Below are 22249 nucleotides of genomic sequence, written 5' to 3' on the forward strand. Positions count from 1 at the left end.
GGCCCATACGCTCCCCTACCGACGCTTCGCCTACCACCTCGCGGTGGCCTGCGCACGGCTCGGGGCCGATGTGGCTCGCTATTCCTTCATCGTAGTGGACTTGCACCACCAACTCCTTGCCGGTCTCCCGGCGCACTCAGTATATAAATGCGGTCATGACACCCGTCGACAGCCTCTGGCTCACCAATCCCACCCTCGCCTACGCCGATTGGCAGCGCCGCGAGGCGTCGGGCGCGGACCGGCGCCCTTTCGCGGCCCGCTCGATCATCCAGCATCAGGCCATGTTCGAGCATTTTCGGCGCCATCTGCTCGACGTCGACACCACCGTGGCCACGTTCGGCCCAGACCATATCGATACCTTCTGGCAAGCGCCCGACCCGCGCGGCTACAGTCCCGCCACGCGCATGCGCTACTTGAAACTGCTGGACCGCTTGTGTCGCCACCTGGTTGCCATCGGTGTGCGCAAGAGCAATCCAGCCCGCCAATTGGTCCGCGACGGTCATTGGCCGAAGGCCGAGCCGGACCCCATCTACTTGCCAGAGGAGGCGGACGCCCGCCTGCAGGCGTGGGTGCAGCCCCACGCCGGGGATGACCTGGCGGCCTTGCGCAACCGCGCCATCGTGGCACTCTTCCTCGGCACCGGCGTCACGGCATTGGAAGGCCGCACGGCCCGCCGGGAGGACCTGCAGCCCGATGTTGCCCCGCCCTACCTGCGCGTGCCAGCCCACGGCGCGCGTGATACCCGCACGATCCCTCTCGCCGCATTCGCGGTGCCGATCCTGACCAAGTGGTGCATTCGCCGGCAGACCCTTCCGGTCCTTGGCGACCTCGTGTTCTCACTCCGGGCCAGCGGCGAGCCGATCACGGATATGAGTCTTGGCAAGATCGTGCGAGCGGCGCTCGTCGCGATCGACTTCGAAGCGCAAGACATGAGCCCGCGGGTGCTGCGCAACACCTACTGCCGCCGGCGGCTACTTGCCGGGCGCGACCGCAATGAAGTCAGCAAGCTGCTTGGGCTGGCCAGCACGCGAACCTGTGACCGGATCAGGGCTACCATCGGCGCGCAGTTGTAATCGTTGGTTTCACGCACTCGCACACACCGCATGGAATTTGCTATTCTCGCGGACGCCTCTACGGCAACATATCAACGAGCAACCACGAAAGAATCCATGGCAACCAAAGCAAAAGCTGTCGTAAAGACCCCGGCCAAACCTGCCGCCACGAAGGCAGCAGCGCCCACCAAGAAGGCGGCGGCCGCACCGGCGAAGAAAACCACAGCGGCTGCACCGGTGGCAAAGCCGCTGAAGGAAACCTTCACCAAGGCGAGCTTGCTGGCCCACCTGGTCGCCCAGACCGAGCTGGACGCCAAGACCGTCAAGACCGTGCTGGCCCACCTGGAAAACACGGTCCTGAGCGCCGTGCACAAGAAGGGCGCGGGCGAATTCACGCTCCCAGGCCTGCTCAAGGTCGTGGCCACTCAGGTGCCTGCCACGAAGAAGCGTTTTGGCAAGAACCCGTTCACCGGCGAGGATCAGTGGTTCGCAGCAAAGCCCGCCACCGTCAAGGTGAAGGTCCGCCCACTGAAGAAACTGAAGGACGCCGCCCTGTAAGGCGTACCAGCCTGCTGAACGAATGGAGCCCGCGAGGCTCCATTTTTATGGATGCCCGGCAGGGAAAAGAATAGGCCCTTACGTGGCGGGGCGAAGGGTGGGCGCAGGGTGGACAAACGCAGCAGACGGCTGAGGCCGGCCATTAGCGGCCTTTCGAACAGTTACTCGAAAGCGGTCACTGACCGAAACAATTTGTCCCTGCACAGATACCCATGCGAAATATTGTTCGCCGCCTTTGGTATACTGACGCAGGCTCCGGCAGATTAACGCTGTGTACGGGTTTCAGTGATATAGCCTGACGCTGCTCACGCAAGAGTTGAATAAACTCTGCATCGATCTTACTCGTTTATCTGCAAACGCATGACGCCGGGCCAATCTTTTCGTAGCGCCTTGTGCATAAATCAACGCAAGTCAGTTGACTTAATACGTCAGACCAATTTTAAATGTCATGGCATTTGAAAAAACCGTAAAAGACCAAATTTCCCAATACATTGGCGCGCATATCGCCGATGAGGCTTGGCATATATCCTACTTTGACTTCATTGGTGAAGCTAACTTAGCCAAGCGGCTCGGTGAAGAGTTCATCTCAACGAGATATATTTATAAGCTCTTAGAAGGTTTGGAAGCAAATGATTGGCTTTTGCGAGCACAAATCAGGAATCAAGTTTTGTCTTACGCGTCGATCTATGAAGCAGTAATCCATCACATCCTGTTCGATGTTCTTTCAACAGAACCTTCAGTGATCGGTCTTACTGAGTTCCCGACGAAGAAGCGAATATCAATACCTCCCGCAAGTATGACAATCCTTGAGAAGCATCTCGAGCACGACGGAAAGAAGATTATCCCGACGTACGACGCCATAGGTCGAACAGACGAGTCGAAAGTCCGCTTCGATAAAAAGGCAGAGTGTGCGGAAACACTTGGCCTGATAGATCCATGGCTAAAAGATGAGTTGATTGAATTCTACGAGGCACGCAACGCGATTCACATTCACGCCGAAATTCGCAAGTCTCTCGATTATCAGCTTGATCTTTCCAAGCGCGCCTACATGCGCATGCAGCCATTCAAAGAGCAACTTACGGCGGGATTGGCGAATCGTGGACTAGTGGTCTAAGTTTCGGTTCAATCAACGCAACATTGGCGATGGCTTCGCCATTTTCCTCTCCAGCGTTGGCGCTCTCTGCGCTTCTCGCTCCCGCGCCGGCTATGGGCGCTTAGATCCGCATTTCCTTCTGACCAACGGAAACTATCCCTTGCGCCAGCGGCACGCCGCTGGCTTGCCAGCGCCGGAGCCCGACCAAACAACGGTCGTCCGCTGACCTAGCGGCATCAGCATCAGTTTGTGAATAATATTAATTCGGACGACCAAGGCATATATTCATTGTTGGATTAATCAGGAGGATCCTTGATCTACTATTGTGACCACTGTGAAAAGCATACCAACTTCCATCCATTGCAAGTGAATATTCTTCCCGAAGAAGGCCCTTCTGAATAACATACGTTCGCAAAGTGTGATGTTTGCAATAAGCCAGCGATATTTCTCCGTGAAGACGTAGGCGATGGATTCGAGAACGACTTTTACTATCGGCTATATCCGTCACATGACCGTCATATAGGCTTTCTGCTCCCACATGTTGTGCGTACTTCGTACGAGGAGGCAGTCAAATGCGAAGGGGGGCGGTCTCAAGAGTCAAGTGCAACGTTTAGCAAATCCAGCGATTTCCAATTCCTTGGCCATCGCTTCCTCGGGTGTATCCCAGCCAAGCGTCTGACGAGGCCGGCCGTTGAGCAATTTGGCAATGTCGTTGAGCTGGGTCTGTGTGACTGCCGATAGGTCGATGCCTTTGGGCAGAAACTGGCGCAGCAAACCGTTGGTGTTCTCGTTGCTGCCGCGCTGCCAAGGCGCATGCGGATCAGCAAACCAGATATCTAAACTCAGCCGCCTGGAGAGTTCGACATGGCAGGTCATTTCCGTTCCGCGATCGTAGGTCAAGCTCTCGCGCAGAAAGGCCGGCAGCTTCTTCATTTGGCGCGTGAAGCCCTCCAGGGCGTCCTGGGCCGTGCAGCCGTCCATACGGCACAGCACCACGAAGCGCGTCTTGCGCTCAACCAGCGTGCCCACGGCGGAACGATTGAACGCGCCCTTGATGAGGTCGCCTTCCCAATGCCCCGGCAACTGCCGCAGTTCAATCTCCTCGGGCCGGTGAACGATGCGCAGGGCCTCGGGCACGAATCCGCCGCCAGCAAGCGTGGTGCGTCGGCGTCCACGCACGGGCTTTTCCTGGCGCAATGCTTCGATCATCGCCTGCTTGAGTCCACCTCGCGGATGGGCGTATATCGCGGCGTAAATCGTTTCGTGGCTGACGCGTTGGTCGGGATCGTCGGGATACATACAGCGAAGTCTGGCAGCAATCTGCTGCGGCGACCAGCGCCAGTAGACCAACCGGTCATGCACATGCTGATACAGCGCGTTGCCGGCAAGCAGCTTGCGGCGACGCCCGCAACCTCGACGACGAACACGGTACGCCGACGCCGCACGCGTCGCATCATAGTGCGGTACAGCCGTATCGCGGTTGCGCGCCAGTTCACGCGAAACAGTCGAGGCACTTCGCCCAAGCAGTCGTGCGATCACTCTTGTGCCGCTGCCTTTCCGATGCTCGATCATGATGACCGCGCGTTCCTCTGCGCTCAGATGCTTGTACTTCGTCATCGCAACACCTTACTTGATTCAAGGTGTTGCACTTGAAGCTAGTGTAGCGTTCTGTAGCTTGCAGCCTGCCTCTGCGCTTTAATCGTTCAATCAGCCGTTGGGCCCGACAGGACGGGCCCAACTCGGAAGCACCGGTCACGAGCGCTCTAAAATTCCACGCCGTGGGAAAGGTGGGAGCGTTTCCCTCAGGGCTGTCGCAGGCTCCTTCGTTCCGTCGGTGTCAGCTGGCTGAGCGCCGCCTCATCGAGATTCATCTGCCCAAGTACCTGCACGGCAGCCTTGTAGTCGTAGGCCGGTGACTGCAGGCTGGCGCCTTCCCTGGGCCGGGCAGTCCCCTCCGCAGGCTCGTTGCCGGTGGACAGCACGCGCACCGTGAATACCGATGGCATGGCCTGACGCGCGGCCGACCGCTCGCGCTGCACCGCCTCCTGCGCCGCGCTCGCAGCCTGCGAAGCCGCGGCGCTGGCGTTGGTCAGCGCGCCCACGTTGACAGCGGCCACCACGGGGATGCCGGTGGCCTTGCCCTGCACCTGGATGTTCTCGGCGTTCACCACGCGCAAGGCGGCCAGGTTGACGTTGCCCGAGACGCGGATGCCCGCTTCGCCCGCGTCGATGGTGCCCAGCGGCGCGATCAGGTCGATGTCGCCGGGCGGCACCTCGGCGATCGGGTTCAGCGTAGCGATACCGGCGCCGGTGTTCGGCGTGGTCGGAGACAGCGTCACGCGGCCATAGTCGTCGTAGATGCGACGCTGCGACGTGTAGACCACGGTGGACTTCGAACCGCGGCCCGCGTTGATGTCGCCCTGCGCCGACCAGCCCAGGATATTGCCCCCGAACGTGGTGAAGATACGACTCTGGCCCAGCAGGATGCTGTCCCGCGCATACATCTGGATCTCGCCCGAACCCTGCGTGAGCACGCCCGAGCCATCGCCCGGCACAAACCCGCCATCCACCCCCACCAGCGTGCGGCCTCCCGGCGTGAGGATGCTGATGTCGCCGCCGAAGTCGGTGTGGATGCCCGAGTCGAGCACGTCGTAGTAGTGCACGCCCGCAGGATTGCCGAGCGCCACCCACTGGGGCCGGCTCACATAGGTCACGCCGGCCGCGGGCCTGGTGGTGACCGCCGGCTCGGAGCTGCCGGGCAGGTAGCGATAGTACTTCGCGCTGCTGAACATGGTCAGGTCGCCGTCGTAGTCCGGCTGGCCGCCCTGCCCACCTTGGCCATCCCGCGCCGGCAACAGCGTGGCAATCGCCTCGCGGCCGCGCAGGTAGCTGCCGGCGCGCGGGCCATTGGTGTCGTTGTACTCGCGCCCCGACGCCTTGAGTTCGGCGTAGTAGACGTTGCGCAGATACGCCCGCTGCTGCTCGGGCGGCAAGGCGGCAAAGAACGCACGCGCATCGGTCGTGGCGGCATCGAAATGCAGGCCCAGCCCGTTGCGGCCGCCGAATCGGTCGGTCAGCCAGTTCACCAGATAAAGCTGGCTGGCCAGCCCGTACTCGCGTTGCAGGTCGCGGTTGGCCATGTTGGTACCCGTGGCCTGCGTCTGCTGCCGTGCGCGATCGATATCGGCCTGGCGCGCGGCCAGGAATGCCGGTGCGCCGGCCTCGTCGCCGTGGTAGCCGAATTCCATGCGCAGCCAGTCGCTCAAGGTCAGGCTGCCGCCATAGATCGTCACGGCCTTGCCTGGCTGGCTGGCCAGCGCGCGGCCCGGATCTGCCTGGTTGGCCGGATCGAGGTAGCGCGCGGCAAACGCCTGGAAGCCCAGCCCGTCGAGCCCGCGCGCCCCCACGCCTGCGGCCACCGCGATGCTGGCGCCGCTGGAGCGGTCGCCCGCCTGCACATTGACCACCGGGCCGAGGCTCTTGAGTTCGCCCTTGTCGGCCAGGTAGAGGTCGCGTCCTGCCGTGATTTCCAGCAGGCCCGGGCCTGCCACGTAGAACGTGCTGCCCAGGATGTCGCGGCCTGCCGAGATCACGGAGACGTCGTCGGCGTTGTTGTGCACGATCAGGTTGCCGCGCACGGTGCCGGCGCTGTACCGCATGGGGCGCAGCGGCGAATTGGGCTGGCTGCTGTAGAACTGACCGAACCAGCCGAGTGCCTGCTCGGGAACCAGCTCGGTTGAGCCGAGTTCCGTGCCTGCGTTGACGATGTCGCGTCCTGCCCGGATGGCCACGGGGCCGCCACCTTCGTACCACGTCGGCAGGATGCCGCCCGCAGAGGTGATTGTGCCGCGACTCAAGATCGCACCGGTACGCAGGCCCACGATATCGCCTTCGTTGGCGTAGAAGCGCGCGGGCGGTTGTCCGGTCCTCGCATAGCCCGAAACCGTGGGCGCGGTCAGGCTGAACATCGGGAAGACCTGGCTGGGGCCAAGGCCTGCCCCGAACAGCACGCTGGGCGCCAGCCCATTCACGCTGACATTGTTGGCCGTGTAGCCGCCAAACCATGCCTGGCCCACCACGCCGGCAAAGCCGGGGTTGAACGGACTCGGCAGCGCCGTCGGATCGGCACCCGATTGCGTGACCGAATAGCCGCCGGCATAGATCGAGTCGCCGGCCAGCAACTCCAGCGCGCCGGTGCCCGTCACCGCGAAGTGCGGGCTGACCGGGGAAGGCGCCATCACCAGCCCCACCGGCGATTGCACCGGCTTCTGGGTTGTCGAATCCCTCGTGCCGGAACTTGATCCGCCGTAGTAGAGACTGCCGTTCGGTGCGGCGGCGCGCAGGATCGATGGCATCACGAAGCGGCCATCGGTGGCGCTGTGGTTGCCGCCGCGGAAATCCATCCACGCCATCGACGGCGTCAGGTTGCCGCCGGCGCTGAGCAGGTCGATGGCTGTGGACGGCGTCCACAGCGAGAACCAGCTCCAGCCTTCACCGGCATAGGACGCGCCATCGAGCGTGAATGGCGTGCCGTTATGCACCTGCGTCACGCGGCCCGGGTCGGCAACGCCGCCCACGGCCACATCACCGCGCGCATCGATGCGCACGCCCGCGTCGCCCGGCACCAGCACCGGCCCGCCGCCGGCGATGGCCGAGGTCGACACATACGGCTGGTACGCGCGCGATTCCTTGCCGTCCGATACGTCATAGCGCAGTTCGATGCCGCCCAGCGAGCCGGTGGCCACACGCATGGCACCGCGCAGGTTCGTCATGACGCCGGTCAGGTTCAGCCGCGCATTGTCGTAGCGGGTCTGTGGCGTCTCCCCGTCCGGCGTGTCCCTCGGCGAACGCACTTCCGCCACGGGGTTCAGCCCCCCGCCAATGCGGATGTCGAGGTCGCCGCCGCCGGTCAGGGTGAGCTGGCTGCCATCGGCCGATACACGGCCCGTGCTGGCCACCGCCAGGTTCAGGCCCTGGCTGCGCGACAGGATGCCGGACGCATTCCCCATGCGGGACTCCAGCATGCCCACGTCGCCACCGGCTTCGAACACCAGGTTGCCGCCACCGAGCGTGCCGATGCCGGTGAAGCCCACCAGGAACGGCGTGTCGCTGTGCTTGGCACTCCCCCCTGCAGCCACGGGGACATAGGTGCCGAAGTTGACCCACCACGCGGTCGGCAAGCCTTGGCCCGGCTGCGCGACGCTGCCCGTGCCCTGCCGCCACATCCAGTTGCCGACGGCGGACGTGTCGTTGTGGGCGCGCATCACGCCCAGTACGTCGTCGTTGCGGATCGAGTCGCCACCGCCGCCGATGGTGTCGCCCCGAACGTCGCCGCCCGCGCGCACCAGCACGTTGCCACCATGCTCCGGATACCAGGCCCGGTAAAGGCTTTGCGTGCCGCCGTTCACAAAGGGTTCGAGGAAGGCGCCCTTCGCACCCAGCACCGTGGTGCCGATGCCGTTGGTCCCGACCGAGCGGGCCTGGTTGTACGCGGCATCGACACCGATCGACTGCGTGCCCGCCGTATAGACGCCAAACGGCGACGACATCGTGAAATTGCCGGCCGACAGCACGTCGAGGTCGCCCGTGCCGGTACGCAGCACGCTGAACAATTGCTGGCGTGCCGGGGTATTCCTGTCCTCGTATTCGGGTGGCGTGCCGTCGGCGATCTTCTTTACCAGTTCGCCCAGGCCCCAGTTGTTCATGTCCAGCGCAGCGGCTTCCCCGCCCCAGACACTCAGATCGAGCAGCGTGCCGGGCTCGTAACCGAGCATCGCGGCGCCCGCCTCCGTCCAGACGAGCTGGGCTGGCAGGCCGGTACCCGGCTTCAGCACGGTATCCGGGGCCAGGCCATAGTGCGTGTCGGCCAGCAGCACGTGGCCGTTGGCACTGCGCGGCAGCAGCGCACGCGTATCGGCGGCTTCCAGGTCCGCACCCGCCACCAGCCGGATCGACCAAGATTGCGATCCCGGTGCCAGCATTGGCGCCAGCGCCCAGTTGCGGCCCTGGTTGCCATCGGCATCGGCTGCACGCATCTGCACGCTCTCCACGTCGCCGGGCAGCTTCACCACGGTTTCGCTCGGGATCATGGCGCCCTTGCGCAGCGTCAGCGCGCCGGCAAGCTGCACGCCGTTGACCGCGGCGAAGGTGTCGCCGATATCCTTGATCGCGCCATCGGGGAACGGCAGCGGCACATTGGCCGGCCACAGCATGGCCGCCACGCGGGCGGCGGTGGGCACCCGGTTGCCGGCATCGAGCTGCATGCCGCTGGCCAGCGTCAGCGCCTGCGACAGTACCGTGCCGGCGGCGTGGATCACGTTGCCGTTGCTGTCGCGTACAGCGCCACCGAGCACCGTGCCGGCCGGCAGCACCAGATCGGCGGTCAGCGTGGCCCGCGTGGCCAGCTGGGTGCCGGCGCGCAGCGTCATGGCCTGCATCGGCAGCGCATAGTTCAGCGTGTGGCCGGACTGGAAGAACGTGCCGTCGGCCAGCGTCACGGTGCCGTCGGTCGGCACGATGATGTCGCCGCCCCATGGAATGCGGCCCTTGACCAGGATCCAGCCCTGGTCGTCCGGCGTGGCCTTCAGCACCGAGCCGTCGAAGCCGTCGGTCAGGCTGCCGAAGATCTTGAGGTTGCCGCCCGCGCGCAGCACCAGCGCGCCCGCCTCGCCCGAGCCGTACACGCCCGTCATCCGCGAATGCGGGTTGACGCTCGTGTAGCGATAGCCGGACAGGTCGATATCGCCATCGATATGGAGATCGCCGCCCGGGGTGGCGCTGGCGATTTCCACGCCGGGGCGCAGATGGAACGCGTCGGCGTACTGGCGCAGGCCAGCCAGCTTGCGCGTCATCAGGTCGCCATTGGCCAGCGCGTGGCCCATGAACGCCACGCTGTCGTCGTGCAGGTCGTTCAGGTAGCCCTGCGTGATCGACTGGTAGTCGCGGCCATCGGGGGTGCCATCCTTCACCAGCGGCGCGTTGTCGTAGCGCTGGAAGGCGTTGACCGTGACGCTGCGCGCGCCATCGATCCGCACATTGCCCGAGGCGTCGATATCGACATCGCTGCCGCGCGCGCCGCCAATACGGCGGGCGCTCAGTTCCACCGTGCCCAGCGCCAGCGGCGTGCCATCGGTGCCGGCCCGTACGTCCATGCGCGCGCCATCGGCCAGCAACAGCGTGCCGTTGCGGCTGTCGATCTCGATGATGGCGCGGTTCGGCGCCTCGATGACCTGGCCGTAGCTGTCCTTGCGCAGCATGCGGCCATGCGCATCGAGCACGGCACTGCTGCCGATGGTCACGCCATCGCGCGCGGCCAGACGAATGCTGCCCACCTGTTCGCCGCTGGCATCGACCGTGCCGTTGACCAAGAGGCGACCACCATCGACCGAGACGTTGATCTCGCGCGCCTTCAGTTCGTCGCCCACGGTCAGGTCGCCCTGCTTGACCTGGAAGCTGCGGCTGCCGGTCATGTTGCCGTCGTTCAGGCGCTGGTTCAGGCCCGTGAAACCGGCAATACGCTGGCCGCGAATATCGGCGCCACCTGCCGCGAACGGCACCCATGTGCCACCTGCATCGTAACTGCCCGTGCTGCCGCCGACGAATTTGCCCTGCAGGTCGATCGTGCCCGCACCTTCGCCCAGCGCGATGGCCGTGAACCTGCCCGCGCGGTTTTCCAGCGCGGAGACGTCGATGCGCGAGCCGGCCGCCTGGCTGATATTGCCGCGCTGGCTCTCCAGCATCACATCGCCGCCCCAACTGTATTTGCTGACGTCGTAGAAGTCGAGCTTGCGTCCGGCCAGATCCAGTTGTGCACGGTCACCGAGCACGAGGTCGCCCTGCGCGGTCACCGACAGCTTGCCGCTCGGCAGCGCCACGGCGCTATCCAGCGTGACGCTGCGGCCTTCCAGCTTCAGTTCCGCGCCGAGCGCCGCCACCAGCGCCTCATTGGACAGCGCCGGCGCCGCAGCACCCTGTGGCGCGCTGACGACGATGTCGCCACCCGCGCGCAGCCGGTTCACCGAACCGGCGTGGCCGGTCAGCAGCGGCGTGTCGATGCGCAGGTTGCCGCCCGTGTACGCGTAGCCGTTGGTCGCGTCGTCCCACGCGCCACGCGACTGATAGACCGCGAGCGTCCCGCTGTTGTTGGCGGTGATGCGGTCGTTGGCCTTCAGGTTCACTTCGCTGAAGCCGAGCGCCAGCCGCTCGAAGTCGTGCACGCTGTCCACGCGCACCGACGGGGCAAAGCCAAACTCGATCTCGCGGGCATCGATGGTCAGCTTGCCCGAGCCGGTGCCAGCGCCGCCGGTGGCCACCTGGCCCGGCGCGTTGCGGGCGCCGTTCCACACCAGCACATCGGTCTCGATGCGCGCTTCGGCATTGGCGTCGCCGGCGCCATAGATGGCCGGCGTGGTCAGCACCAGGCGCTCCAGTGCAGACTTGCGGGTCACCGGGTCGAGTGTCGACAGCGTGATCGAGTCGTGGAAGTTCACCGCGTCGCGCGCAGTCAGGATCAGGTTTTTCAGCGCCGGGGCGCCGGTGCTGGTATCGCCTTGCAGCAGGCGGTTCAGCACATCCTGCGACAGCCGCAAGCCCGGCGGCAGCGCGCCACGCGTGGCGGCCGCCGCCAGCGCGGCGTCGCTGCCCACGTTGATGGCACCCACGGACAGCGACAGGTTGCGCGTACCGTAGCGCGCCGTATCGCGCAGCTCGAACGCCTGGTCCGTGACCGCGGCGATGGTGCCTTCGGAATAGAGCTGCGCCGCGCCTTTGCAGACCACGCCGGCCGGGCATGCGCCGATGTCGATCTTGCCCGGCGCGAAGCTGCCGCTGGCCGACGGCGCCAGCATGTCGATCCAGCCGTTGGACACCGCCAGTACCGAACGTTCGCCCGGATCGTAGACGTAGCCGTGGGTCGAGTCCCACGCCACCTTGCCCCGGCCCAGCGTATTGATGCCGGCGCCCTGTTCGACAACGATTCCGCCGTTCCTGTCGTTGGTGACCAGGAACACCTCGGGCGCCTTGAGTACAGCGCCGCTGCGCAGCACGATGTCGTAGGCGTTGTTGGCGAGGAAACCCAGCACATTGTTGCGCTGGCTGCCGCTGTTGTTGCCGATGACCTGCGGCAAGGCCCCGATGCCAAGGCGCGCAGCGCCGATGGCGTTCAGGTCGTCCGCATACAGCGACACCGGGATGCGGCTCGAGGCGCCCCACGGCGTGGGTTCGGCGCCCGGCCCCATGATTTCATAAGAGCCGCCGCCGGCCAGCACCAGCGCACTGCCGCCCAGCCCGCCTGCCGGCGTGTCGTACCGCGTGGTGCCGTCGAACTTCAGCGCCGGCAGGTCGCCGATCGCACCCTTGGCGTTCGCGCCGATAAAGTACAGCGCCAGCGTCTTGGCATCGCGCTCGATCAGCGAACGCGGCACGCCGCCGCGTTCCGCTGCCGCCACGGCGAAGTCCGCATAGCTGGTTTCGTTGTACTGCGAATAGCGGCGCAGCGTGTCGGCCGAGGTGATGATGGCCTGCGTCGGCAGGGCATCGCGGATGCCGGTATCGATCGTGCTCAGACGCACGCTGGCGGCATGCGAACCATTGCGCATAGCCAGCGCGCCTTGCGCCGACGGCGACGCCAGCGACGCCAGCGCCGGACTGGCCGCACCGTTGAGCTCGACGCGAAACGCGCCCGGCAGCAACGCGTACGTGGACGGCAGCAGCGTGTAGGTGCCCGGCGGCAGGCCCGGCACGCCCGCGCCGATGGTGATCTGGCGGCCGATGGCCGGATCGCCGGCACCCTTCTCCGCGATGATCGGCGCATAGCCGGCCTGCGCGCCGGGGACGATGGCATAGACGGGATTGGTGGACAGCCCCGGCAGCTTGAAGCCGCCGTTGGAGCCCACCTGGATCAGCGGATACATGCGGGCGTCGGTGGAACCGCCGCGCCCGCCCAGGAAGGCCGCGCCCGTGAGGCTGCCGCCACCGCTCATGTCCAGCACCGCGCCGTCGCGCACGTCCACCGCATGGCCAGTCAGCGTGATGGTCGGACCCGTGCCCACGAGGTCATAGGCCACGTCCTTGCCGTTGTACAGATAGCTCAGCCCGTCGAGCGTGCCGCCATACGGCATGGCCAGGCCCTTCGCACTGACCGACGTCACGCTGCCGGGCAGCAGGTTGATGGTGCCGGTCTCCCCGCCGTATTCGCTGGAACCGAAGCTGACCCGGCCCAGCGGCGCACGCACCACGCCGCTCTGATTGACGGTGGGGCCCGCCAGGCTGATCGTGCCGAAGACCGAATACGGTTGGGCAGGTTCCGCGTCGGTCGTACGCTCGATATTCAGGCTGCGGGTGAGGTCCGTACGGCGCGACAGGTTGCCCCACTCGTCGATATAACTCGTCACCCCGACCACGACCTTGCCGCTGTCGTTCGACGCGGGATAGATCTGCGAAGCGGCGAGCGTCAGGTTGCCCGGCACATACAGCTCCGCGGCGCCGGACATCCGCAGGTCGGCGCGGCTGCGCAGCGTGATGTTGTCGAACGCATTGCGCTCGACCTTGAGCGGATCGCCGTTGTTGACGACGATCTCGCCGCGTGTGCCGACCAGCATCGCGCCCGTCAGGTCGAGGAAGCCCGCGTCCACGACAAGGCTCGTGCCGTCGGCCACCAGCGGCACGCCCAGCGTGCCACCCACGCCGCTGGCGTTGCGCGAGCCAACCACGGCATTGGGCATGATGGTGTTGTCGACCTGCCGGCGCGTGGTGCCGGCAAGCTGCACGTAGGGCGCCGCCAGCGTCACGCGCGTGGCCGGATCGGCATTGGCCGCCAGGCCGATCGAGCTGGCCACCAGGCGCAGGCTCTGCTCCACGCTCAGGTCGACCGGGCCTTCGAAGCTGATCATGCCGTTGGCCAGCAATGCCACATTGCCGAAACCGCCGGCGTGGATGCGATCCACGCCGATGCGGCCCCGGCCATAGGCCAGCGCATCGGCACGCGCGCCGGCCACCAGGTCGCCGGGCAGCAGGCTGTCGCCCTGCAACCGTGCCAGGATCAGCTCGCGCGGCACGCGCACGGCATCCTCGATGTTCGCACCCTTGTACGTATTGCGGTCCACGCCCAGGTACACCGGCGTCTCCAGCGCAACGGCCAGCGTACCGCCCGCCGCACCGGCCCCGGCGCCCATCGCGCGCAGGTCGCCATCGATAAACACGCCGCGCATCGAACTGAGCGCGATAACGCCGCCATGGCCCGGCAGCGTGACGCGCCCCTGACCCGGCACATCGATATCCGCCGACGCACCGGAGGCGTCGATGCGCGCACCGGGGCGCACCACCACGAACGCGTCCGCCGCATCCACCTCGCGCGCGCCCGCCTGATAGGGCGCGCCGATCTCGATTGTGCCGCCACTCGCCGCCACGCCATGGCGCCGGCCCTGGCCGTCAAACGCCGTCACGGCGCGCCCCGCGGCATCGAGTACCGCATCGCTGCCGATCCAGATCGACTTGGCATCGGCCTTGCCGCTCGGCGTATCGGCAGCGCCCTGCCCCAGCGGGGTTTCGAGGATGGCGATCCTGCCGCCCCACGCGTTCAGCGTGCCATCGACCGTGATCTGGCCATTGCCCTGCACGGTAATGGCCTGGCCCGGATCGACCGTGACGGCGCTGCCCTTGCCGATCACCACCGGCGCGTGCGAATAGACGTTGCCGCCGGTCAGCACCAGGCCGGCGCCACGGCGCTGCGTCAGTACGCCATCCTCGGGGTGTTCCTCCCAGACTGGTGCCAGGTAGCGCTGCAGCACGTTGTCCGGCGGCGACCCCGTCGGGGCGGCATGCGCGGCCACCATGTCATGGCGCAGCACCGGCATGTTCACGTCGATCCGCGCGCCTTCGGCCACCTGCGCGCCCTGCTGTCCGATGATGTCGTAGTGACCGAAGCCGGTCTGGAACAGCTTGTCGCCCAGGACCAGCAATGGCTTGACGGCAACGTCGGTCACGAAGACGGCACCCGCCGGCAAACGGTCGCCGGCGGCGAGCGTGACCCCCTTGGAGAACGGCGTGCCGGCCTTGAACGTGGTGCTGAACTGGGCCACTGGCATGCCATTGGCGAATACGCCAGCCGGCACCACATAGCCAGGAGCCATGTCTTCCTGCGTGCTTGTCAGCACCGTGCCAGCCGGGACGGTCTGGCCCGATACGTAGAACCTGCCCGTATTGTCGTAGACCAGGAAAGACCGGAAGCCGATGCCCGGCGGCACCACCCAGTTGCCGAGCAGCGTCACGGGGTTGTCGCGCGATAGCGCGATCTTGCCCGGTGCCGCGTCGCCCGGCATGACGCGGCTCGACGTAAACGTGTAGTCCACCGGCAGCACCGTGCCGGCCGGCATGGTGAAGTCCTGCGCCAGCGTCAGCTGGATCGCCACGGACTCGCCGGCCTTGAGCACACCCTGCTCGGCCAGCAGCCCGCCACCAATGGCCACGCCGATGCCCGAATCGATCTTGAGCGTGCCGCCGCCGCGCACGCCGTAGCCGCGCAGTTCGCCGTCCATGCGCAGCGTGCCCGACCCCACGCCATCGAGGTCATACTGGTTGGCCAGCAGCGAGATATTGCCGCCGCGTCCACCAGTCAGCGAACCCTTGGGCTGCAGTGCCGCCCCGGACGAGACGTCGAGCACACTGCCTTTGCCGAGGTCGATATCGCCACGCGTGCTGATGAGGATGCTGCCGCCATTCACGTATGGCAGGCCACTGATGTCGTCGGCGTTGGTACGCAGGTTGGTCCAGACGCCGCTTGCATCGAGCGTGACGCCGTCGGCCACGCCGACCCTGGCCGGGGCCGTTGTCGAAATCGGCAGCGCAGTCCAGGCCGCTGCGTTCGGCTGGTAGGTGTCGACGATATTGCCCAGCGCGATCGTGCCGCCGCGCGCGGTCAGGTCCGCGCTGGCCGCCACGTCCGCCGCGTGCAGCGCCAGCGTGCCGCCATGGGCCACGGTCAGCGGCGCATCCACCGCAATGCCATCCTTGGCATAGACCTTCAGCGCGCCAAGCTTCTGCGTATTGAGCCACTCGCCATCAAGCCGGATACGGCCGGCCAGCGTGTCGGGCAGCGCATCGTCGAGCGACAGCCCTTGCGCAATGCGTTCCACCGTGCCGATCTCGACGCGCCTGGCCACCGCCACTGGCGAGTCGCGCAGCGTGCCCGACGCGGTGTCGTACACGGGTACCACCTTGCCGATCACCAGTGCGCCGGCCATGGGCGCGGCGAACTGCGACTGCCGGTAGCCATCGAGCCCGGCGTCGCGCGCCTGGCTCTGGCGCGCGCCCTGGTACACCGTGGCCTGGATATCGCCTTCCATCACGGCGGCGCCGGTGCCGACCACCACGCGGCCCGCATCGCGGCCCACGGTGTAGCCATTCTCCAGGCGACGATCCGGCGCGATCAGCGGGCTGTTGAACTGCTCGGCGGCCGTCTTGCCCCAGCGCTGGTGCTCGCTTTCGTAACCGCGGTACAGGCCCTTGTAGAGCACGTCGGCGGGCGCCTTGTCGAGGTTGTAGAGACGGCCATCCTCGCCGCGCAGCCAGCTCTGCCGGATGGTGCCGGTCTGCAAGTCCAGCGAACCGCCCGACACATTGACCGACGAGCCGGCCTGCGAGACCAGCGCGCCGCCATCGAACAGCACCGTGCCGCCCAGCGCGGCCCATTCGCCGATGCCATGGCCGCTGGTGCTCAGGTAGCCGCCCACTTCGAGCAGCCCCCCGCCCGTGTACCAGCGATCGGTGGTGTAGCCATTGGTGCCGGCCGCCACGCGCACCAGGTAGCGGCGGTCCACCCACATCGTGGTGTTGTTCAGGGTCTTCGAGTCGCGATTGCCGGGCGCGTCGCGCTGCTCGTTGCCCTGGACGTTGATCTCGACGTTGTTGGCGGCCATGGCCACGTTGACGCCAACCGCGCCGGCCACGTCGAGGATGGCGCGATTGGCCAGCTGCGTACGGCCCACGGCGTTGACGCTGATCTGCCCGCCCGTGGCCAGCGTCAGCGAATCGCCATCGAACAGCACGTCGCCCGCCGAGGCGATCTGCACCAGCGACTGGTCACGGCGGTTGTAGCCGCCCTCGCTGGCCGTGGCGGAGTCGCGCAGCAGCGCATCGCGCTGGACGTCGAGCGCCGTGGTCGTGCTCTCATCGAGCGCGATGACGCTGACACTGCCTGGCGCCAGCGTCACGCGGCTCTTGCCGTCGCCTTCCGCGCGCAGGTGAATGGTGCCGCGCGTATTGACCGACGTCGTACTCACCAGCACGCCCGTCTGTTCGACGGTGTGGCCCTTCAGCGTGATATCGCCGGTGGCCGCCTGGATCAGGCCGGTGTTGCTGACACGGCCCGCTTCGCTGCCCGCCAGTCGCAGCACATCGATCTCGTTGCCGCGCGTGGTGGACGTCTGGTTCGTATCGGTGCCGAAGCCGCGGCGGATGACGAAGCTGTCGCCTGCCGCCAGCGCGGTCTGGCCGCCGGGCGTCGTGATCGTGCCGTGGTTATGCGCCTCGCGCCCCACAAGCAGCACGTAGCCGCCACCTTGCGTAACGGACTCCGGCTTGCGCGTGGCAATGCGTGCGCCGGCTTCCACCACCACATCGCCGGTGGCCTTGCCGTTCGTCACGGCGGTGGGCGTGACCGACAGGTCGTTGGCGAACGTCGGCACGTAGCCAGTGCCGCGCGACTCGCTGAACAGGCCGCGGCCGAACTGGGCGTTGGTCATGCCGGCGGCGGCCGCCACGAGGTTGCGCGTATCGACCTGGCTCGTGCCGGTAAAGACGATGCCGTTGCGGTTCACGATCATGACCGTGCCGTCGGCCTTGATCTGCCCCTGGATCTTGCTGGGGCGCGCCTGCGGATCATTGACGCGGTTCAGCACCGCCCAGTCCTGCTTCTGCTGGAATTCGACCGTGGTGTTGCGGCCGACGTTGAACGTTTCCCAGTTCAGGATGGCTTTGTCGGCGGTCTGCTCGATGGTGACCTGCGTGCGGCCATCCGCCGTCTTCTGGGTCGGGTTCTTTGCGTTGAGCCAGCCGGCGGTCAGGCTGTTGGTGTCCACCTTGAGGCCGCCTTCGGCGAGACCGTCCGGCACCGGCGATTGCTGCTCGGCGGCCTGCCGTGCCGCCGCCTGCGTCGCCTGCATGGCCGCGATGCCCTGCGCGGCCTGGCCGAGATTCTGGATCGAGCGCTGCAATTGCTCGCTGGCGCGCTGCTGCTGCGCATTCGGGCTGGTCAGCGCCGCTGCGGGCGTACCGTTCGGCAGCCGGCCCGTGGCGGTTGCCGTGTCCTGCATCATGTTTTTCTGCGCCATCCACGCGCGGCTGAACGCCTGGTTGGCATGCGCGTGGCCCCAGAATCCGCCGGCCGCCACCAGCAGGGCCACGGTGCGGGCCAGCGGTCTTATCGTCGGCACCCGGGGTACCGTCATCGTGATCCTGCCTTTGTCCTGCGCCAGCAAGGTCTTCTGGTAAACGCGCTTCTGCATGGTGCCCCGATCCCGTCAAGCAAGTTTGCGGGCCAGTGCGCGTCGTCGTTCACGCGCCGCGTCGCGGCCCTGTCGTCATTGCCATCGGCGGCCCATGCCGCCGATGCTCCTGGGAACTAGACCCTTTTGCCCGTGCGGATCGGCAATGATTTCCTTGAAGATTTGGTGACAGGACCGCGACGGAATCAAGACAGCAGCACCACGCCGCCGGGCAGGTGGCGTGCGCTCAGGCCAAACGAATGCTGGATCTGCGCAATGGCCTTGTCGAGCGCATCGAGCTGGAAACGCCCGGTCACCGGACGCGTGGCCAGCTGGCTGGCCATCAGCACCAGCTTGCCGGTGCGGTAGCGATTGATTTCGTTCACCACGTCCCCGAGCGGAGTCTCCGCAAACCGCAGGAAGCCTTCGCGCCAGGCCGGCATGCGCGCGGCGTCGAGGTTGACCACGCGCGCCAGCTTGCGGTCGTCATAGGACACCTGCTGCCGCGCGGTCAGCGTCACCGAGCCGGACGGGTGCGCCACCTGTACCAGCCCCTGCACGCAGGTCACGCAGACCTGCCCGGCGACGTGGCGCACCTCGAAGCGCGCCCGCGCGCCCACCGCACGGCCGGCACCGGCCGAAACCGCGAACGGCAGCCGGGCGTCGGCCATGTCGATCGCCGTTTCGCCCGCAATCAGGTCGATGCCCGCCACCCGGCCACGCTGGCGTAGCGCGATGCTGGTGCGCGTATTCAGTTCGACGCCGACGTCGTCGCCGAGTGCCAGATGCCGCTGTTCGCCGGCCACGGTGCGATAGTCGGCACGCATCTCGCGCGCGGACGGCCACAGCCCCAGCGGCGGATAGATCATCGCGGCCGTCGTAGCGGCGACGGCACCCACGGCGCCACCCAGGAAAGCACGGCGCTGCCACTGCACGGGCGACGCCTGGATCTCCGGGCGCGACGCCAGCGGCTTCTCTGCAAGCAGCGCTTCACCGCCCTGCGCCAGCAGCTGCCATTGGCGTTGCGCCGTGGCAAATGCGGCCGCATGGGCGGGATTGGCCCGGCACCACTGGCGCAGCGCGTCGCCGTCGCGATGGGTCATCGGGCCGGCACTGATGCGCCGCACCCAGCGCATGGCCTGGCGTTCGATCCGGGTAAGGCGGCGTGGCCGTTGGAGCAGGCGGTTCATGGTGGGAGTCATGGCGTCAGGCGATGTTGCCGAGCAAGCTCGCATGACATCAAGACGGTTCTGGCACGCCGGATCGGCACGATTTCTTCGCTCATGCCTGGTCCATGTGCGCGACGCAGTACTCGTGCGCCCGCTTCAGTTCGAGACCGATCAACCGGGCGGACACGCCAAAGCGCACCGCCGCCTCCTGGTTCGACAGTTCATCGACGCGCACCGCCAGGAAGATCGCACGCCGGCGCGGCGGCATTTTCTCGATCAGCCTGGCCAGCGCCTGCACCTCGCCGCGCGCCGCCACCGTCTGCGCCGGTCCCGGCGCCGGATCGGCAATCTCCAGCATCAGCGTGTCCAACTCTTCCGCGCTCATGAAGCGACGGTCGCGCTGCAGGCGGTCCAGCGCCAGGTTCGTGGCCATGCGCATCAGGTAGGCCGCCGGGCTGGCCACCGGGCCATTGGCATCGTTGCGGTCTTCCAGATGCACCCAGGTGTCGTGCAGGGCATCGCTGGCCAGCTCCGCCGAGCCCAACCGCCACGTCAGGCGCCGCTTGAGATCGTCGTAGCGTTGCGTCAGCAGGTCGCGCAGGCTGGTGCGGATGGTCTCGCTCACTGAACGCTCCGTGGCGCATCGCAAGGCTTGGCGCAGGTCTCGCCCGGGGGGCATGCCACGGGCCGCACCAGCAGCACGAAAGGGTTCTCGGGATGCTCAGGCGCGCGGCCGATATCGGTCTGGCGCAGCGCATCGACAATCGCGGCATCGCGACGGGTGTCGCCCGTGCTGTCCAGCAAACGCGCGCGCTGCACGCGGCCGGCGCGGTCGAGGCGCACGGACAACGCAAGCCGGTAGGTGCCCAGCGCCAGCGCGGGCCGCGCGCACAGCGTCTGCCGTACCCGCGACTGCACCAGCGCGTCATAGGGTTGGCGGGGCACTGCGGCACCTTGCGCATCGGCGGTGGCCGGCGTCTCGCCCGTGGGGGTCAGCACGAAGGCGTCGCCAGCCGTGGCGCGGGCCGTCAGGCCCGTGCCTTCCAGCAACCGGTGCAGCGCCTGCGCAGGGGGCATCGCACCTTGCACCGCATGCGACCAGCGTCCATCGGCCAGTTCGGACGGGAAGAACACCGACACACTGGTCTGTGCGTCGTAGCGTGCGAGCGCCGATTTCAACGGCTGCGCCGGCAGGTCAAAGGCCATGCCAGTCTCGCCACGGGCCACGCATGGCCACGCCAGGCTGGCTGCGAGCGCGATGGCCGCGACGCGCCCCGACCTTGCGTGCGCGCGGATGGAGGCTGGCAGACATGCCATGAAGATCGAATGACCTGTTCATTGGGTGCGGGCCGGTCAGGTGCAGGGTGTGGTGTCCGGTCAGAGCCTGTGGATGCGGCCGGACCTGCCGGCGCAACACCGCTGCAGAGCGTATGAAGGTTGCGTGACATCGCCATGACAAAAAAGAGAACGGCGCGCCGAAGGGATCCCCGGCGTGCCGCCTCATCGGGTCACAATGAATGGAAAGCGTTCGGTGCCTCAAGCCTCGGCAATGGCAGTGGCAGTGGCAATGGCAGATTCAGCGGATGCAGCGGATGCAGCGGATGCCTCCGGGGTGGCCGCCGGGTTGACGTCATCCTGCCGGGCCTGCGCACGGTAGTTGCGCAGATGCAGGAAGAACTGGCCCATCACCTGGATCCAGACCTGCATGGCCACCGACAGGTAAGCCTCGGTCACGCCGCCGGTGACCATCACGTCCATCTCGAGCACGAGGAAATCACCGTGGGAGGCGATGCGCGCAAAGCGGCGGCTGCGGTGCCATTCGTTCAGCAACGCATCGGGAAGCTGGCCGCCTTCCACGCGCAGCGGGCAGCTCAGCGTGAAGTCGAGATACTGCACGTTGCTTACGCGATTGCCCCACAGCACCTGGAAGCCCACGCCATGGCTGGCGCTGTGCAGGCGCGCGGTGCCGTCTTCCTCCGCGAGGTTCACGGCGCAGCCGGCATTGCGGATGGCGTCGGCCACCTGCCCGGCGGTGACATGGGTCAGCAACGCGGGCGTTGCGCTATCGGCGGACGTGGTCTCTGGCGCGGCGTCGAGGGGGGTGGCTTCGGTCATGGGTACTCCTTGTTCGCGGATCAGGTTCGGGGAATCGGGGTTACTGCTGTTTGGGGGCGGCGTCGGACGGCACGGCGGCGGTAGCAGCCGCGGGTTGCGCCGGCGCTTCGGCGGACGGCTCCACGGCGCGGACATCGAAACGCCCCTCGTAAAGCTTGTCGCCGTAGTCCTGGGCGATCTGTTCGTAGCGCACACGGCTTTGCGCCGCGAACGGCTGACGCGCGGCCAGCACGGTGGTCATGTCCACGGTCTCGTACGCATGCAGGATGTCCTGCCCCACGCTGTAGAGGCGGGTATTGGCGCTCTCGCAACGCTTGAGCGCCGCCTGTCGCGCGCCGGCCTCGGCCACGAGGTTGCGGCGCTCGGCCTCCAGGCCCCGTGCCATGCGCAGCAGTTCGTCATAGGCCTGGCGATACTGGGCGATCTGGCTGCTGGCCTTCTCGACCACGCCCTGCGTCTGCAGCTGGGCCTGGCGCGCGCTGCCGGCCAGCTGCTCGCGTGCGCCACGCTCGGCCGCAAGCTGTGCGCGGGCGGCGTCTAGTTCCTTGCGCATGGCCGCCACGTCGCCACCACCGCCGCCACCACTGGCAGCGGCGGGGGGCTGGCCGGCCTTCAGCATCGCCAGTTCGTTCTGCGCCTGCTGCAACTGCGTGGTCGTGATGCGCAGCTGGTTGCGCAGGCGCTCTTCCATGCTGGGCGCCTGTTGCGCGTAGGCGCTGCCTGCCACCAGTGCGAGCAGCGGCAGCAGGCCCCGGATACGGCGGAAGGGGGTTGGGAACACGT

At 66.7% G+C, this 22249-nt stretch carries 10 protein-coding genes; 3 read left to right on the forward strand and 7 right to left on the reverse strand.

Annotated features, from left to right (window positions below; genetic code table 11):
• Positions 1-155 precede the first annotated feature (155 nt).
• The 3 genes from AC1DKV_RS20795 (at position 156) to AC1DKV_RS20805 (ending at position 2724) form a co-directional block, all read left to right on the forward strand.
• Complete coding sequence (locus tag AC1DKV_RS20795; RefSeq protein WP_441620016.1) at positions 156-1073, forward strand: tyrosine-type recombinase/integrase; 918 nt, start codon at positions 156-158, stop codon at positions 1071-1073.
• Positions 1074-1169: 96 nt separating this feature from the next.
• A complete protein-coding gene (locus AC1DKV_RS20800; RefSeq protein ID WP_441620014.1) occupies positions 1170-1610 on the forward strand; it encodes an HU family DNA-binding protein in 441 nt (146 codons plus the stop codon).
• A gap of 448 nt (positions 1611-2058) precedes the next feature.
• Entirely contained in the window at positions 2059-2724 is a 666-nt protein-coding gene (locus AC1DKV_RS20805) for a hypothetical protein (RefSeq protein WP_441620012.1), read from the forward strand.
• A 576-nt stretch (positions 2725-3300) separates the two neighbouring features.
• Here the strand turns inward: AC1DKV_RS20805 and AC1DKV_RS20810 are convergent.
• The 7 genes from AC1DKV_RS20810 to AC1DKV_RS20840 form a co-directional block, all read right to left on the reverse strand.
• Entirely contained in the window at positions 3301-4320 is a 1020-nt protein-coding gene (locus tag AC1DKV_RS20810; RefSeq protein WP_441620010.1) for an IS30 family transposase, read from the reverse strand.
• Positions 4321-4505: 185 nt separating this feature from the next.
• Positions 4506-18203, reverse strand: coding sequence for a filamentous haemagglutinin family protein (locus AC1DKV_RS20815; RefSeq protein WP_441643440.1), 13698 nt, complete (start codon positions 18201-18203; stop codon positions 4506-4508).
• 185 nt (positions 18204-18388) lie between these two features.
• Complete coding sequence (locus AC1DKV_RS20820) at positions 18389-19372, reverse strand: FecR family protein (protein ID WP_441620006.1); 984 nt, start codon at positions 19370-19372, stop codon at positions 18389-18391.
• A 91-nt stretch (positions 19373-19463) separates the two neighbouring features.
• Positions 19464-19976, reverse strand: a complete 513-nt coding sequence (locus AC1DKV_RS20825; RefSeq protein WP_441620004.1) for an RNA polymerase sigma factor — start codon at positions 19974-19976, stop codon at positions 19464-19466.
• Positions 19973-20557, reverse strand: a complete 585-nt coding sequence (locus tag AC1DKV_RS20830) for a secretin and TonB N-terminal domain-containing protein (protein ID WP_441620002.1) — start codon at positions 20555-20557, stop codon at positions 19973-19975. The genes AC1DKV_RS20825 and AC1DKV_RS20830 overlap by 4 nt, the downstream gene beginning before the upstream one ends.
• Before the next feature lie 330 nt (positions 20558-20887).
• The gene (locus AC1DKV_RS20835) at positions 20888-21466 is read right to left on the reverse strand and encodes a YbjN domain-containing protein (RefSeq protein WP_441620000.1); all 579 of its coding nucleotides are present in this window, start codon (positions 21464-21466) and stop codon (positions 20888-20890) included.
• Positions 21467-21506: 40 nt separating this feature from the next.
• Positions 21507-22247 carry a hypothetical protein gene (locus tag AC1DKV_RS20840; protein WP_441619998.1) on the reverse strand — a complete coding sequence of 247 codons (741 nt, stop codon included), beginning with the start codon at positions 22245-22247 and terminating at the stop codon, positions 21507-21509.
• Positions 22248-22249: the final 2 nt, after the last annotated feature.

It is taken from the genome of Cupriavidus sp. 05T41, assembly GCF_056396525.1.